This is a genomic window from Acidovorax sp. JG5 (genome assembly GCF_017939685.1).
GTDB lineage: Bacteria > Pseudomonadota > Gammaproteobacteria > Burkholderiales > Burkholderiaceae_C > Acidovorax.
The window spans coordinates 312,017-327,983 of record NZ_JAGKSE010000003.1 but is presented as its reverse complement, the minus strand read 5'-3'; the positions used below and the strand labels follow the sequence as shown (position 1 = coordinate 327,983).

At 62.7% G+C, this 15,967-nt stretch carries 14 protein-coding genes; 12 read left to right on the top strand and 2 right to left on the bottom strand.

Features of this window, described 5'->3' with window-relative positions; translation table 11 throughout:
* Positions 1–81: 81 nt before the first annotated feature.
* Positions 82–2,427 carry a hypothetical protein gene (locus tag J8G26_RS05610; protein ID WP_210568223.1) on the bottom strand — a complete coding sequence of 782 codons (2,346 nt, stop codon included), beginning with the start codon at positions 2,425–2,427 and terminating at the stop codon, positions 82–84.
* 108 nt (positions 2,428–2,535) lie between these two features.
* Here J8G26_RS05610 and J8G26_RS05605 point away from each other — a divergent pair, with 108 nt between their 5' ends.
* The 8 genes from J8G26_RS05605 (at position 2,536) to J8G26_RS05570 (ending at position 11,006) form a co-directional block, all read left to right on the top strand.
* Positions 2,536–3,426 carry a response regulator transcription factor gene (locus J8G26_RS05605; RefSeq protein ID WP_349238307.1) on the top strand — a complete coding sequence of 297 codons (891 nt, stop codon included), beginning with the start codon at positions 2,536–2,538 and terminating at the stop codon, positions 3,424–3,426.
* 9 nt (positions 3,427–3,435) lie between these two features.
* Positions 3,436–5,280: a histidine kinase gene (locus J8G26_RS05600; RefSeq protein ID WP_210568222.1), complete on the top strand. Its 1,845-nt coding sequence runs from the start codon at positions 3,436–3,438 to the stop codon at positions 5,278–5,280.
* A gap of 31 nt (positions 5,281–5,311) precedes the next feature.
* Entirely contained in the window at positions 5,312–6,484 is a 1,173-nt protein-coding gene (gene rodA, locus J8G26_RS05595) for a rod shape-determining protein RodA (protein WP_087747492.1), read from the top strand.
* A 137-nt stretch (positions 6,485–6,621) separates the two neighbouring features.
* Positions 6,622–6,969: a YegP family protein gene (locus J8G26_RS05590; protein WP_087747491.1), complete on the top strand. Its 348-nt coding sequence runs from the start codon at positions 6,622–6,624 to the stop codon at positions 6,967–6,969.
* Between the two features lie 99 nt (positions 6,970–7,068).
* On the top strand, positions 7,069–8,553 hold the full coding sequence (gene tldD / locus J8G26_RS05585; protein ID WP_210568221.1) for a metalloprotease TldD: 1,485 nt from the start codon (positions 7,069–7,071) through the stop codon (positions 8,551–8,553).
* Positions 8,554–8,657: 104 nt separating this feature from the next.
* Positions 8,658–9,194, top strand: coding sequence for a hypothetical protein (locus J8G26_RS05580; RefSeq protein ID WP_210568220.1), 537 nt, complete (start codon positions 8,658–8,660; stop codon positions 9,192–9,194).
* A 280-nt stretch (positions 9,195–9,474) separates the two neighbouring features.
* Entirely contained in the window at positions 9,475–10,596 is a 1,122-nt protein-coding gene (locus J8G26_RS05575) for a 3-deoxy-7-phosphoheptulonate synthase (RefSeq protein ID WP_210568219.1), read from the top strand.
* A gap of 98 nt (positions 10,597–10,694) precedes the next feature.
* A complete protein-coding gene (locus J8G26_RS05570) occupies positions 10,695–11,006 on the top strand; it encodes a hypothetical protein (RefSeq protein WP_087747487.1) in 312 nt (103 codons plus the stop codon).
* Positions 11,007–11,054: 48 nt separating this feature from the next.
* On the opposite strand, the gene mpl is transcribed toward J8G26_RS05570, so the two are convergent.
* Complete coding sequence (mpl, locus tag J8G26_RS05565; RefSeq protein ID WP_210568218.1) at positions 11,055–12,479, bottom strand: UDP-N-acetylmuramate:L-alanyl-gamma-D-glutamyl-meso-diaminopimelate ligase; 1,425 nt, start codon at positions 12,477–12,479, stop codon at positions 11,055–11,057.
* A 197-nt stretch (positions 12,480–12,676) separates the two neighbouring features.
* On the opposite strand from mpl, the gene J8G26_RS05560 reads away from it, so the two are divergent.
* The 4 genes from J8G26_RS05560 (at position 12,677) to accC (ending at position 15,918) form a co-directional block, all read left to right on the top strand.
* Positions 12,677–13,273, top strand: a complete 597-nt coding sequence (locus J8G26_RS05560) for a hypothetical protein (protein ID WP_210568217.1) — start codon at positions 12,677–12,679, stop codon at positions 13,271–13,273.
* Positions 13,270–13,851, top strand: a complete 582-nt coding sequence (locus J8G26_RS05555) for a TlpA disulfide reductase family protein (protein WP_210568216.1) — start codon at positions 13,270–13,272, stop codon at positions 13,849–13,851. The genes J8G26_RS05560 and J8G26_RS05555 overlap by 4 nt, the downstream gene beginning before the upstream one ends.
* Positions 13,852–14,000: 149 nt before the next feature.
* Entirely contained in the window at positions 14,001–14,450 is a 450-nt protein-coding gene (accB, locus tag J8G26_RS05550) for an acetyl-CoA carboxylase biotin carboxyl carrier protein (RefSeq protein WP_087747483.1), read from the top strand.
* A gap of 118 nt (positions 14,451–14,568) precedes the next feature.
* Entirely contained in the window at positions 14,569–15,918 is a 1,350-nt protein-coding gene (accC, locus tag J8G26_RS05545) for an acetyl-CoA carboxylase biotin carboxylase subunit (RefSeq protein WP_087747482.1), read from the top strand.
* Positions 15,919–15,967: the final 49 nt, after the last annotated feature.

Genomic DNA, 15,967 nt, shown 5'->3' with positions numbered 1-15,967 from the left:
ATGAAAGAGTGGTCGTAAAAAAGCCCCGCCGGAGCAGGGCTTTGAGGATCAGGGCAGCCCTATAGCCGCTTGCCGGATTGGTTAGCGACGGACACCCATGAAGCTGCCCGTCGAGCCGTCTGTATCTGCAAATGTTCCGCTGGCCGCGCCCGTCAAGAAATTGAGGGTACCAGTGGCGGTACCGTCAGCATCGGTCAGGGTAAAGGCGCCAGTTGCCAGGTCTGTAAACGACAGGGTGCATGGATTGGTCCCGGTCCCGGTGCTGTCTATCCAGGTGCAAGTGACGTTGCCGTTGCCATCAATACGGATGGTGGTTGATCCGTCCGCTGCAACGGGGTCGGAAACCACCCATTCGCCCGAGTAGGATGTTCTTGACAAGGCCAAGGGCACTTCCGGATTCACGGTGGGCAACCCCAGTTGGGAGGCCAAGGCGTTGGTGGCAGCCAGATTCAACCGCGCGGTGTTGGTGGTCGTCATGTTGTTCTGGTAGCCCAGGTAGACCTTGTTACCCCGCTCCACAAACACACGCTGGTAACCCAGTCCATTGGCGACCAGGGGCGGGTTGCTCAGTGTCATGACGCGCGCGTCGCCCTGGGTTGTGATGGTGTAGGTGCCCGTGCCGATCTCTGTGCAGTTGCGTGCCGAGCCATTGTTGAAGCGCTCCTTGCAGGCGTAGTAAGTCACCGGGTTCGTGCCAGCGCCCTTGAAGGCCACACGAAGTCTGGTATTGCCGCTGTAAAAGCCCGGTGCCGTGGCGCCTGTACCCACCGGTGCGTTACCGATGTTGCCGAGGCTGACGGTGCTGTTGCCCCATGCCTCATCGGTCGGGTCTGGACTCGTGTAGAGAACGTTGTTGTACGTAAACTTGCCCTGTGCAAACACGCAAGGCGTACCCGTCATGGCACTGATCATGCCCTCCAGCGTGGCGCTGTTGGTGCCGTTGGTGTCCCTGAACTCGCTGGAGTTGCAGCCTGCAGTGGCTCCCTGGGTGCTCGCAATACCTCCGGCAGAGACAGCCGGGCTGTACTGCGTCACATAGTTGCTGCTTCCCGGGTAATAAGCCACCGCTGTAGTCAGGGGCGTGTTCGATTGGTAGAACAATTTGGCACCGGCCGGGAACTTGGCAGCGCTCAGAACGGTGGCTGCCGAAGCGATGGCCAGGTTGGTGTAGCCAGCTGCTGTGATCTGGTTGTACACGTCGATCATGGGGCGGTCGGCGATGTCGAATACGGCGCGGTTCGACCGGCCGGTTTCCATCTTGTCGCAGTCGTTGTAGCTGGAGTTGCCTTTGGCATCGCGCACCGTGCTGGTGTTTTCGCTGTTCAAGGCACAACCGACCCAGCTGGCCCCATTGAAATGCAGGTCTGCCTGGCGGTTGGGGCTGCCTCCGTTGTTCCATGCGGCCACCGCACCGTTCACGCTGTTGTAGCGGCGGCTTACATACTTGACGTTGTTCGAGGCATCCGGGGTGTTCTGCGCCAGCGTGGAAACGAGGGCTCTGACAGACCAGTTTGCAGAATCCGTGAAATTCAGGCTGCGCAAGGTTCCACCTGCTGCGGGTGTTTCTGCCACCACGGTGGGAGAAGCGGTCTGGTTGTTGATGGCAACCAGGGTGGTGACGGCAGTCGTTGGGATGCCAGTGTCTGGGCTATTGACCAGCGTATTGGCCTGGGCCAGCAACGCCGCATCCTTGTCCGCCGGGGCTGCGTTCTGGACACTGGGGTCTGCCAATGCAGTCAGTAGCGCCGGCAGGATTTCAAGCAGTCTGTTCTGGATGATCTTGTCCAGATCGGACTGTTTGATTACTGCGCCGTCGATGGCGCTCGAGCCCACAGTGCTGCTCAGCAGGGTGGATTGTTGCTGGGTGGTCAACACCACCATGCGTGCCACAGTGGCGGCGGCCTGGCTGTCGGCCGTGCTGTCCTTGGTGAAGTCTGCAAACAGCGAAACGTTGAGGCCGGTTTGGGCTTTGACGGAGGCTTCGGCATCGGCACTGTTGGCACCGGTGTTGGAAATCACGGATTGCACCAGCGTGGTCAGTGGGCTGACGACCGCAGGTTTGTCGGCTGGGGCCTGCATGGTGAAGGGGGTCGTGACGGGGCCGTGATCCTTATCGACGGCATCGGTGCCGACGACCGCGAGGATCGGGTACTTGTTGGCGTCTGCACTGTCAATTTGCAGCGTCACCTTGCCGTCGATGTCCGTCCTGCCTGAAGGTTCGCTGGGGTCGCAAACACCATTGAGGTTTTTGTCCAGGCATACCGTGGCTTTCTCGATCGCGCCGTCGACTACGGTCACGGGCACGCTGGTCTTGGCCGCCGCGGGCGGTGGTGCGGGCGTGCTGTCACCGCCACCACCACACCCTGCTACGGTCAGCATGGCAGCACCTGCCAGGGCAAATGCCAGTTTGCCGAGTTGCATCGTCATAAGTATCTCCAAGGAGTTTGAATCAAGCGGTCTGCAAAGCCTTCCAGATTCCGCTCGGAGCTAATTGAGCCGATAGTCGTGACGGATTGCATCCCATGAACATGGGGGGTGCTACAACCGCCGCTGCGGCGTTCTGGCGTGCTCCCTTATTCATGGGATGGTGGGTGGCTGGTGGTTTGGACGGCACAGGTTTATGCTGCTTGCGGGTTACCTATTCAAACCGGTTTGAGCCCAAGGGAGATGCCTGTGTGGCGTGTGCTGATTGTTGAAGACGACTCGCAGATGCGCGAGTTTTTTGCCGCCAGCGTGTCACGTTGCGACCGGTTGGCGCTGGCTGCCAGCATGGGCTCCGTTGCCGAGGCACGGGCCTGGCTGGACGATGCCGAGCACCAGGTGGATGTTTTGCTGGTGGACTTAGGGCTGCCCGATGGCAGCGGACTGGAAGTGATCCGGTATGCGCGGCAGCTGCATCCGGAGTGCGAGCCGCTGGTGATCTCGATGTTTGGCGACGAGGACAACGTGCTGGCTAGCATTGAAGCCGGCGCGCTGGGCTACATCCACAAGGACTCCACGCCAGAAAATGTTGCGGAAACCATTTTGGAGATGAAGCAGGGCGCTTCGCCCATTTCGCCCATGATCGCTCGGCGGGTCTTGTCCAAGTACCTGAGCTTGCACGCCACGCGTTCGCCAGCGCAACTTCAGCCAGGTGGTCCGGTTGCGCTCAAGAACACAGCATCTGCAATGGGTGACGGACAGGCGGGCCGCAATGCGCCAGAGCCGGTGTTGTTATCGGGCAAGGAGCAAGAAGTTCTGGAGCTGATCGCACGAGGGTTTTCTTATGGGGAAACCGCGCGCCTGCAGGGCATCAGCGTGCACACGGTGCGCACGCATATCAAGAGCCTTTACAGCAAGCTGGCTGTGCACTCCAAGAATGAAGCGGTTTATGAAGCGGTCAAATTGGGGCTGCTGCCGAGCTATTCCAGCGGCCGATCGGACTGACCACTGCACATGCGGCGTCGTTCTTTTGGGTTCTTGTCCTTCATCCGCCTGTTGGGTGTATTGCTGTGGTGGCTGGCCATGGTCAGTGGCGTACAGGCCGCGCCGCTGCAATTGACCTCAGCCCAGGCGACAGTTGAAGTCGATGGGCAGGTGAGGCATTTCGAGGCGACGCTGCCTTATGTGTGGGACTGGTGGCATCGCGGGGGCCGGGGGCATGCCGAATTCGAGATGTCCTTGTCGCTTCAGGACATACCGAAAGAGCCCTGGTTTCTGTATTTCCTGCGCCTTGGCAACGCTTACGAGGTCCGGCTCAACGGTGCTTTGCTGGACAGCAAGGGCGACCTGAAAACATTTGACCGAAACGACTACGGCCAGATCCCCCGCCTCATCACCATTCCGGTAGGTTTGCTGCGGCAAGACAACCTGATCCAGGTCCGAATTCGGGCCGATCATGCCCGGCGGGCTGGCGTGGCCAGCCCCTGGGTGGGGTCGCACGCTGAGATCGTGCCGCTGTATGACGCGGAGTATCTTCAGCGTGTCACGGGAACGCGGGTTGTTGTCATTGTGAGCCTGCTGGTGGGCACGATTGCTTTGGCACTCTGGTGGACACAGGTCAACCCGACCCAGTCGCCCGGAAAACAGAGGGATCCGCTGTATCTCTATGCGGCGCTCGCAGAATATTTCTGGAGTCTGCGCGTGGGCAGCGTGCTGCTGGAGACGCCGCCCTTGCCCAGGTTCTGGTGGGACATTCTGTTTATTGAGGCGCTCGGGGTTTGGGTAGCGTCCATGCTGATGTTCAGTGCGTTGGCGGTGGGTTGGCGTGGGCGTTTCAGTGTGGTGCGTCTGCAGTGGGCGCTGGCCCTCCTGCTGGTCACGGGGGGTGGCTGCGCGGTCGCCGCGCAATGGGGCTACAAGGGGTGGCTGACCTGGTGGTATGCGAGTCTGGGCGTTGTCGCTCTGCCGTTTGTAGCGCTGTACTGCTGGTCTGCGCTGCGCACGGGCAGCCATCTGCACCGGCTGGTTGCTGCCGCCTTGGTTTTCAACTTGCTGGTGGGCGTGCGGGATTGGGCTGTGTTTCGGGTGCAGATGACGCTGGGGGGCAATACGTTGATGCGTTACTCCTCGGTGGTTTTCGGCGTGTTGCTGGCCTATATTGTGTTCACGCGGTTTCGGGAGGCCAGCGCGCAGGTGCGATACCTGCTGTCCACCATGGCCCTGCAGATGGCCGCCAAGGAGCAGGCGCTGCAATCAAGCTACGAGCGGCTGGAGTTGCTTGCGCGGGAGCAGGAACGGGTGAACGAGCGCACACGCATCCTGCGTGACCTGCACGACGGGGTAGGGGCCCACATCAGTGCCGCCATCCGGCAACTGCAGTCGGGCCGGGCGAGCAACGACGAGGTGCTGCATACGCTGCGGGATTCACTGGACCAGATCAAACTGTCGATAGATGCCATGCACCTTCCTGCGGGGGATGTCACGGGCTTGCTGGCCAATCTGCGTTACCGGCTGGAGCCTAAGCTCAATGCGGCGGATATCGAACTGCTTTGGGACGTGGACCTGATTGAACCGCTGGAGCGGCTGGATGCGGTCGGCATGCGGCATCTGCAATTCATGGTGCTGGAGTCCTTGTCCAATGTGCTGCAGCATGCGCACGCCAGCAAGCTGCGGATCGAGGCCAAGGCGCAGGGACGCTGGGTCGTGGTTCGCATTGCGGACAACGGGGTGGGTTATGACACCGCGCGACCGTTGCGCAAAGGGCTGCTTGCGCTCCATGAGCGTGCCAAGGCCATCGGTGCCGCCCTTGTCATTCGCAGCAGGGTGGGCGAGACCGTGGTGGAAATCACGTTGGCCTGACAGGTCGTGGTGCCGGCAGGGATAATTGCCCATGGCCGCCGTTTTCGACAAACCTTCTTTCCCCCAGCGTTTTTTGCCCCTGTTCCAAGGGTTTGACTGGCCGCTCGTCCTGGTGGTGGCTGTGCTCGCCAGCGCCGGGTTGCTGGCCATGTATTCATCCGGGTACGACCACGGTACGCGCTTTGCGGACCATGCGCGCAACATGCTGATTGCCGTTGCCATCTTGTTCATGGTGGCCCAGGTGCCGCCCCAGAAGATCATGGCCCTGGCTGTGCCCCTGTATGCCGTGGGGGTGGCGCTGCTGGTGGCGGTGGCCTTGTTCGGCATCACCAAGAAGGGGGCCCAGCGCTGGATCAACCTCGGCGTTGTCATTCAGCCCAGCGAACTGCTCAAGATCGCCATGCCCCTGATGCTGGCCTGGTGGTTCCAGAAGCGCGAGGGGCAACTGCGGCCGCTGGATTTTGCCGCCGCGGGGCTGCTGCTGGTCATTCCCGTGGGCCTGATCATGAAGCAGCCCGACCTCGGCACTTCGCTGCTGGTGCTGGCGGCGGGGCTGTCGGTGATCTTTTTTGCCGGCTTGTCGTGGAAGCTGGTGCTGCCCCCGGTGTTGCTGGGCGTCGTGGGCATCGTGCTGCTGGTCTCGTTGGAGCCCCGGCTGTGCGCCGACGGCGTGCGCTGGTCCATCCTGCATGACTACCAGCAGCAGCGCATATGCACCTTGCTCGATCCCTCGCGCGACCCGCTGGGCAAGGGTTTTCACATCATCCAGGGCATGATTGCCATTGGCTCGGGCGGCGTTTTTGGCAAAGGGTTCATGGCCGGCACGCAGACCCACCTGGAGTTCATTCCCGAGCGCACCACCGATTTCATCTTTGCGGCCTTTTCAGAAGAGTTCGGCCTGGTCGGCAACCTGTTTCTGATCGTGTGCTTTTTGCTGCTGGTGTGGCGCGGGCTGGCCATTGCGGTGGGCGCAACCACTTTGTTCGGGCGGCTCATGGCGGGGGCGGTGTCGATGATCTTCTTCACCTATGCGTTTGTGAACATGGGCATGGTCAGCGGGATCTTGCCGGTGGTGGGCGTGCCGCTGCCGTTCATCAGCTATGGCGGCACGGCCATGGTCACGCTGGGGCTGGCGCTGGGCATTCTGATGTCGGTGGCGCGGGCGCAGCGCATCGACCCCAGCGACGCGCGGCCGGCGCTGTAATCGGCGCTTAACGGGCGCTTTCCCGTTTCCCTGTCGCCTTCCCTGCCGCCTTCCCTGCCGCCTCTTGCGCGATGGGGGCTTGCGGGTTACAACGCGGGTGCCAACCGTGTTTTGGCATTCATCCGGAGGTGTTTCCCATGGCGTCCAGGTTTGAGCTGAAAAAATCCAAGAACGAAAAGTTCGTCTTCAATCTGCTGGCGGACAACGGCAAGGTCATTTTGACCAGCGAGCTCTACGACTCCAAAGCCAGCGCGCTCAATGGTATTGAGTCGGTCAAGAAAAATGCGCCCGACGATGGCCGTTATGGCAGGCTGAGCGCCAAGGACGGATCGCCCTATTTCACGCTCAAGGCGGGCAACGGCCAGGTCATTGGCCAAAGCCAGATGTTTTCTGGCGAGAAGGCGCGCGACGAAGGTATCGCATCGGTCAAGGCCAACGCCCCCGGGGCGGCGACGGACGACCAGACGGCGAATCAGGCGGCGTAACCAGACGGTGCCATGGCCCCGCAGGGGTGGGGCGGTGCGCCGCGAGGGCATGCGCCCCTTGCGCCGCGCAGGGCATGGCGGCACGCCTAAAATGGCTGTATGTCATCACGCTCCCCCTCTGCCGCGCCCCAGCGCGCGTCCACCCTGCAACGCATGGATGTTGCCCGCCAGTTGCTCCTGACGCCTTTTGGTCTTGACGAAGGCCATCTGGCGCGTGCGCTGGCTGAAATTCGCACCCACCAGGTGGACGATGCCGATCTGTATTTCCAATACACCCGTAGCGAAGGCTGGAGCCTGGAAGAGGGCATCGTCAAAACAGGCTCGTTCTCCATTGACCAGGGCGTGGGGGTGCGAGCCATCAGCGGCGAAAAGACAGCCTTTGCCTATTCCGACGATATCTCCGAAGCCTCGCTGCTTGATGCGGCCCGCACTGTACGGTCTATTTCGGCTGTGGCGCAGGCGGGTCGTGCGCGAGTAGCTTCTAAAAAGATAGCAGGCGGGCGCAGCCTCTACCCCGGCGTGGATCCCATCTCCACGCTGGACAGCACGGCCAAGGTGGATTTGCTGATGCAGGTGGAGCAGCGCGCCCGCGCCAAGGACCCGCGCGTGGCCCAGGTCATGGCCGGTTTGGCCAGCGAATACGACGTGGTGCTGGTGGCCCGCGCGGACGGCACGCTGGCGGCCGATGTGCGGCCGCTGGTGCGGCTGTCGGTGACGGTGATCGCTGAACAGAACGGTCGCCGTGAAATGGGCTCGGCCGGTGGCGGTGGGCGCTTTGGGCTGGCGTATTTTGATGAAGCGCAAATTGCCCAGTATGTGGACGAGGCGGTGAACGCCGCATTGGTCAATCTCGAGTCGCGCCCCGCGCCTGCGGGCGAGATGACGGTGGTTCTGGGCCCCGGCTGGCCCGGCATCCTGCTGCACGAGGCCATCGGCCACGGGCTGGAGGGCGATTTCAACCGCAAGGGCTCCAGCGCCTTCAGCGGCCGCATCGGCCAGCGCGTGGCGGCCAAGGGCGTCACGGTGCTCGATGACGGCACCATCGCCGACCGGCGCGGCTCGCTCAATGTGGACGACGAGGGCAACACCAGTCAGCGCAATGTGCTGATCGAAGACGGCATTTTGAAGGGCTACATCCAGGATTCGCTCAACGCCCGCCTGATGGGCGTGGCGCCCACCGGCAACGGCCGGCGCGAAAGCTATGCGCACATTCCCATGCCGCGCATGACCAACACCTACATGCTGGGCGGCGACAAGGACCCCCAGGAGATCGTGGCCAGCATCAAGAAGGGCCTGTATGCCACCAACTTTGGCGGCGGGCAGGTGGACATCACGTCGGGCAAGTTTGTGTTCTCGGCCAGCGAGGCCTACTGGGTGGAAAACGGCAAGATTCTCTACCCGGTCAAGGGCGCGACCATCGTGGGTAGCGGCCCCGATTGCCTCAAGCGCGTCAGCATGATCGGTAACGACATGAAGCTCGACAGCGGCGTGGGCACCTGTGGCAAGGAAGGCCAGAGCGTGCCCGTGGGCGTGGGCCAGCCCACGCTGCGGATTGACGGGTTGACGGTCGGCGGAACGGCCTGAAACCCCAACGGGGTGGCGCCTCGGGCGCTTGCTTCGGCGCACCCCGGCGCCCGGTGGCCCGCACGGGGGGCGACAGCTCGCAGAGGCGGGCGCACAATCACACCATGCCTGCGTCGCTTTACAGTTTGCAGCAAACCCTTCAGTCGTTTGGCGATATCAGCCGTTTCCTGCGCGAAGGCGTAGCGGACGAGGATTCGCGCCAGCTGCGGGACAGCCTGGGTGCGCTGTCGATGCATATTGACGAGGCGACGCGCCTGCGCCGGTCCGGCGCCGATGCCAGTGCCGTCACTGCGCGTGTGGTGGAGCTGGTCCATTGCGCACGCGAGCACCAGCTTTTCCTCACGGGTTTGGGCTCTGCTTGGCACGCCCTGTACGAATTCGGCGCCTATCAGCGCGCGCTGCGGGAGTTGCGCAACGCCGTCGCCGCATGGCAGCAGGCGCTGGAGCGCCATAGCGCGCGAGAGGGCGCCTGCTTTCGGCAATTCGAACTGCTGGCCTGGCGCACGCTGGGCGAGGCCTTGCTGCTTATCGACATGTACGAGCACGACAGCGCTCCGCAAAGCGATTTGTCCGAGGCCTTGCCGCCGCGCGTGTCGGGCTGGCAGCGCCTGCAGGCCTGGTTGCGGCACTTGCGCGGATAAAAGCCTGCGCTCGCCAGCCGGGTGCCATTGCCGGCCGCCAGGGCAGTTGCCACTGCGCCACAATGTACCAAGCTTGCTGCGGTGCGGCAAACACTGTGCTACATTGATTCCCATGCAAGTTCGCAGCGCGTTTTATTTTTGGTTTTGGATCTCAGTCCCCGGCGGATGAGAGGACAACGCGCAAGCCCACACACCTCACCATACCAACCGCCGACGCTGAAGAGCCCGGCGGTTTTTGTTTTTCTGACCTTCTGATATTTCAATCCACGAGGAAGCCACCATGACGGCCCACGCCACCCCCGCTACCGATTCCTGGTACCGCAGCGTCGAGAAAACCAGCCAGACCGACGACGAACGTATCAAGGACATTACCGTGTTGCCACCTCCTGAGCACCTGATCCGCTTTTTCCCCATCAGCGGAACGCCGGTGGAAGCGCTGATCACCCAGACGCGAAAGAACATCCACAACATCATGGCCGGCAAGGACGACCGCCTGCTGGTGGTGATTGGCCCCTGCTCCATCCACGATCCCGCCGCGGCGCTGGAATATGCCCGCCGCCTGGCCGCCGTGCGCGCCCAGTACGCCGACACGCTGGAAATCGTGATGCGCGTGTATTTCGAGAAACCCCGCACCACGGTGGGCTGGAAGGGCCTGATCAACGACCCCTATCTGGACGAAAGCTACCGCATCGACGAAGGCCTGCGCATCGCGCGCCAGTTGCTGATCGAGATCAACCGCCTGGGCATTCCCGCCGGCAGTGAGTTTCTGGACGTGATCTCGCCCCAGTACATCGGCGACCTCATCAGCTGGGGCGCCATTGGTGCTCGCACCACCGAGAGCCAGGTGCACCGCGAGCTGGCATCGGGCCTGTCGGCGCCCATCGGCTTCAAGAACGGCACGGACGGCAACATCCGCATCGCCACCGACGCCATCCAGTCGGCCAGCCGGGGCCATCACTTCCTGTCGGTGCACAAAAACGGCCAGGTCGCCATCGTCAACACCAAGGGCAACAAGGACTGCCACGTCATCCTGCGCGGCGGCAAGGCGCCCAATTACGATGCCGCCAGCGTGGCCGCCGCGTGCAAGGACCTCGAAGCCGCCAAGCTGCCGCCCACCCTGATGGTCGATTGCAGCCACGCCAACAGCAGCAAGCAGCACGAAAAGCAGCTGGATGTGGCGCGTGACATCGCCGCCCAGATTGCCGGCGGCTCGCGCAGCGTTTTCGGCCTGATGATCGAAAGCCACCTGAACGCCGGTGCCCAGAAGTTCTCGCCGGGCAAGGACTTGCCCGCTGCGCTCGAATACGGAAAAAGCATTACCGATGCCTGCCTGGGCTGGGATGATTCGCTGCAGTCGCTGGCCGAACTGTCGGCCGCCGTGGTGGCCCGCCGCGCGCGCTGAGTCTGCGCTGCTGCGCGGTGTAAGCTCAAACCTTTGGTGGGGCCCGCCGGTGTGCGGCCCCGGCTTACATCCCCCTTGCGCCAGAAAGGCAACCCATCATGCACAGCGAAGTGTCGGTCCAGCTGACTGGAAACCAGGAGTTCCGTTTTGATCTGGAGGGCCAGGAGCCCATGGCGCATGAAGCCGGGCGCCACTGGCTGGACGATCAGTTCATTGCCCTGGATTGCGAACCCCTGCGCGCCAGTGGCAAGGTGTTGCTGGCCGACAAGGTGCTGACCGTGGCGCGCGCCGCCGGCGCCTCGTTGTTCAACGATCCCGTGTGGTCGCGTGATTTCGCCCGCGCCGCCAGTGCCGCGCTGGCCAAACCCGTGGTGCGAGTGGACGTGCCGGGCATGGCGGTTTCCTTCTGAATATTCAGCAAAAATAGCCGCTAGCGCTTATGTAGTAAGCGCAAACAGCTATATTTTTGATAGTGCCTGCAACAGCCGCTCGTGCACGCCGCCAAAGCCGCCATTGCTCATGCAGACAATGTGATCGCCCGGCTGCGCCGCTTGCACCACCTGGCTGACCAGGGTGTCAATGTCCGGCGCGGTCTGCGCGCGCTGGCCGGTGCCCACGCCCAGCGGCGCCAGGGCCGCAGCGGCATCCCAGTCCAGCCCCGCCGTGTGGCAAAAGGCCAGGTTGGCGGGCTCCAGCGCCCAGGGCAGCTGGCTTTTCATGGCGCCCAGTTTCATGGTATTGCTGCGCGGCTCGAACACCGCCAGGATGCGCGCATCGGGCCCGAGGCTGCGGCGCAGGCCGTCCAGTGTGGTGCGCAGCGCCGTGGGATGGTGCGCAAAATCGTCGTACACGGCGATGCCGCCCACGGTGCCGCGCAACTCCATGCGGCGTTTGACATTCTGAAAATCGGCCAGCGCCTGTGCCGCCTGCTGCACCGGCACGCCCACATGGTGCGCCGCTGCGATGGCGGCGAGCGCATTGAGCTGGTTGTGCACGCCAGTCAGGCCCCATTGCACGCGCGCTGCGGCTTCGCCCTGGTGCAGCACGTCAAAAGCCTGCGGGTCGCCCACGGCAGAAAAATCGTTCACTGCGGCACCGAAGCTGCTCACCGTGCTCCAGCAACCCGTGTGCAGCACGCGGGCCAGGCTCTCTTCGAGCCCGTTGACCACCACGCGGCCCGAAGGCGGCACGGTGCGCACCAGGTGGTGAAACTGGCGTTCGATGGCGGCCAGATCGTCAAAAATGTCGGCGTGGTCGAATTCCAGGTTGTTCAGCACCGCCGTGCGCGGGCGGTAGTGCACGAACTTGCTGCGCTTGTCGAAGAAGGCGGTGTCGTATTCGTCGGCCTCGATCACAAACAGCGGGCGGGTGTCGAGCGCCCCGTCGCCTGCGCCGGGGCGCTGCGGGGCGCCCAGGCGGGCGGAGACGCCAAAGTTCAGTGGCACGCCGCCAATCAGGAAGCCCGGCTGCAGCCCGGCGCTATCCAGAATCCAGGCCAGCATTGACGTGGTGGTCGTCTTGCCATGGGTTCCTGCCACTGCCAGCACATGCCGGCCCTGCAGCACCTGTTCGGCCAGCCACTGCGGGCCGCTGGTGTAGGGCAGGCCGGCATCCAGGATGGCTTCCATGAGGGGAAACTTCGGGCTGCCGTCTGCCAAGCGGGCCCGGCTGACCACGTTGCCCACGACGAACACGTCGGGGCGCAGCGCCAGCTGGTCGGTGCCAAATCCTTCGATCAATTCGATGCCCAGGGCCCGCAACTGGTCGCTCATGGGTGGGTAAACGCCGGCATCACAGCCCGTTACCCTGTGTCCGGCTTCGCGGGCCAGCGCGGCCAGGCCCCCCATGAAGGTGCCGCAGATCCCCAGTATGTGTATGTGCATGGGCGCAGATTCTAAGGTTCAACCAGAAAACGCCCTGTAGCGCTTGAGCGGTAAGCGTGAGAAGCTATGAAAAACATAGTGTCATCGGTGGCCTGTGGCCACCAATGGCCGTGTCGCCGCCGGGCCATGGGGTGCGCAGTGGCGGTCTGTCATGGGTTCGCGCCACAATAGCGCCTCCAACGCCATCCGGTTCTGCCATGCCAACATCTTTGAGCGCCGAAATCGCCAGCACCACTGCCCGGCTGGTCGTGGAAGAGGGGCTGGAATGGGGCCCTGCCAAGCGCCGCGCGCTGCGTGAACTCGGCCTGCCAGCGCGCACCCCGCTGCCCGACAACGACGCGGTGGAAGAGGCGGTGCGCGAATACATCGCGCTCTTTTGCGCCGACACCCAGCCAAACGAATTGCGTGCCCTGCGCCAGCTGGCGCTGGTCTGGATGGAACGCATGGCGGCCTTTCGGCCCCACTTGGGAGGGGCGGTGTGGCGTGGTACGGCCACGCGGCTGTCAGATATTTATTTGCAGTTGTTCTGCGATGACTCCAAATCGGCCGAAATCGCGTTGATAGACCACAACGTCGATTACGAGCCGCGCACTGTTCCGGGCTTTCACGGCGATTCTGTGGAGGCCCTGAGTGTGGGCAGCATGTGTCCTGAACTGGGTGAAATGATCGGCGTGCATTTGCTGATCTACGATCTTGACGATTTGCGCGGGGCTTTGCGCCCCGATGCCAAGGGGCGATCGCCGCGCGGTGACATCACCGCCGTGCGGCGCCTTCTTCAGGAAAATGTTCCATGACCGCGCCCATGACGGAATCTTCTGCTTCTTCCCTGCCCCCTCACGCCACCAAGCCGGTGAGCCGGCGCCGGGCCCTGTATGCCGGTGTGGCCGCAGCGGCCGCCGTTGGCGGTGCCGGCCTGGCATGGTGGCGCCTGCAACCCCATGCCGTGCAGGCGGGCGCAGAGCAGGCGCTATGGGCGCAGGCGTTTGATACGCCCGAGGGCGCGCGCCTGGCCATGGGGGCGTTTGCGGGCAAGCCCTTGCTGCTCAACTTTTGGGCAACCTGGTGCCCACCCTGTGTGGACGAGTTGCCCATGCTCAATGCCTTTTATCGCGAGAACCAGGCCAACGGCTGGCAAGTGGTGGGGCTGGCGATTGATCAGCCGTCTTCGGTGCGGAAATTCCTGGCACGGTTGCCGCTCGATTTTCCCGTGGGCCTGGCGGGGCTGGGGGGCTCGGAGTTGGGGCGTTCGCTGGGCAATCTGACGGGGGGGCTGCCCTTTACGGTGGTGTTCAGTGGGGACGGGCGTGTGGCACATCGTAAAATGGGCCAAGTGACCCCGGAAGATTTGCAAAAGTGGACCATCCTGCGCTGATGGAATCGCGCTGCAAAATGGCACTTTAACGTCACATGGCATTGGTAATGCCCTGATGTCAGCGGTGGAAAATGTGCTCCGAAGACTGAAGTAGGCTGAAATTGGAGTAAATTCGCGCCCTATTCAGTTTTATAGCCGTTGGAGCTCCCATGGATTTGCGAAAACTCAAAACCCTGATCGACCTGGTATCCGAGTCGAATGTGTCCGAACTCGAAATCACCGAAGCCGAGGGCAAGGTTCGTATCGTCAAGAGTGGCGGCGCCGTGGTGCAGCAATATGTTCCGGCCCCCATGCCGGCTCCGGCGGCTGCCGCTGCACCCGCAGCTGTGGCGGAGTTGCCGGCCCCGGTGGCAGCAGCGCCGACCGGTCATGTGGTGAAGTCTCCCATGGTGGGCACGTTCTACCGCTCGTCGAGCCCCGGCGCCAAGGCGTTCGTCGAGGTGGGTAGCCAGGTCAAGGAAGGCGAGACGATCTGCATCATTGAAGCCATGAAGATTCTCAATGAAATCGAGGCCGACAAAGCCGGCACCGTGACGAAGATTCTGGGTGAAAACGGCCAGGCCGTGGAATACGGACAGCCGCTGTTCGTGATTGAGTAACCCCTGCCCATGTTTAAAAAGATTCTGGTCGCTAACCGCGGCGTTCTTGCCGAAGGCAAGGCGAAGCAGATTGCCCTGGCACGCGCCAGCGTGCGGGCGATGAGCCGCGAGACAGCCTATGTTTAAAAAGATTCTTGTTGCCAATCGCGGCGAAATCGCCCTTCGCATCCAGCGCGCCTGCCAGGAACTGGGCGTGAAAGCCGTGATGGTCTATTCAGAGGCCGATCGTGATGCCAAGTATGTGAAGCTGGCCGAAGAGGCCGTCTGCATTGGCCCGGCGCCGTCGCCACTGTCCTACCTCAACATGCCCGCCATCATTTCGGCGGCCGAGGTGACGGATGCGGAAGCCATCCACCCGGGTTATGGTTTCCTGTCCGAAAATGCCGACTTTGCCGAGCGGGTGGAAAAAAGCGGTTTCCAGTTCATTGGCCCCACGCCCGAAAACATCCGCATGATGGGTGACAAGGTGTCGGCCAAGCAGGCCATGATCCGCGCTGGCGTGCCCTGCGTGCCCGGGTCTGACGGCGAGTTGCCGGACGATCCGGTGCAGATTCGCCGCATTGCAAAGGCCGTGGGTTACCCGGTGATCATCAAGGCCGCTGGTGGCGGTGGTGGCCGCGGGATGCGCGTGGTGCACACCGAGGCTGCCCTGATCAACGCCGTGCAGATGACCAAGGCCGAGGCGGGCGCTGCGTTTGGCAATCCTGCGGTGTACATGGAGAAGTTTCTTCAGAACCCACGCCATATCGAGATCCAGATTCTCGCCGACAAGCACCGCAATGCTGTGTATCTGGGCGAGCGCGACTGCTCCATGCAGCGGCGCCACCAGAAGGTGATTGAAGAGGCGCCGGCGCCCGGCATTCCCCGCAAGCTGATCGAGCGGATTGGTGAGCGCTGTGTGGCGGCCTGCAAGAAGATCGGTTACCGCGGCGCGGGCACGTTCGAGTTCCTGTATGAAAACGGTGAGTTCTACTTCATCGAGATGAACACGCGCGTGCAGGTGGAGCACCCGGTGACCGAATGGATCACGGGCGTGGACATCGTGCGCACGCAGATCATGGTGGCCGCCGGTGAAAAGCTGCCCTTCACCCAGCGGCAGATCGAGATTCGTGGCCATGCCATCGAATGCCGGGTGAATGCGGAAGATCCCTACAAGTTCACTCCTTCGCCGGGACGCATCACCATGTGGCATGCACCGGGCGGCCCGGGTGTGCGCGTGGATTCGCATGCCTATGCCAATTATTTTGTTCCCCCGAACTATGACTCGATGATCGGCAAGATTATTGTGCATGGCGATACGCGTGAGCAGGCCCTGGCCCGCATGCGCACGGCGCTGTCGGAGACGGTGATTGAGGGGATCAGCACCAATGTACCGCTGCACCGCGAGTTGATGGTGGATGCCAAGTTTGTGGCGGGTGGCACCAACATTCACTATCTGGAAGAGTGGTTGTCACAGCGCAAGCGGTGAAGTCACCTTGTGCATCGTTCTATGCTGGCTCCTGGCAACGGGTGCCAGC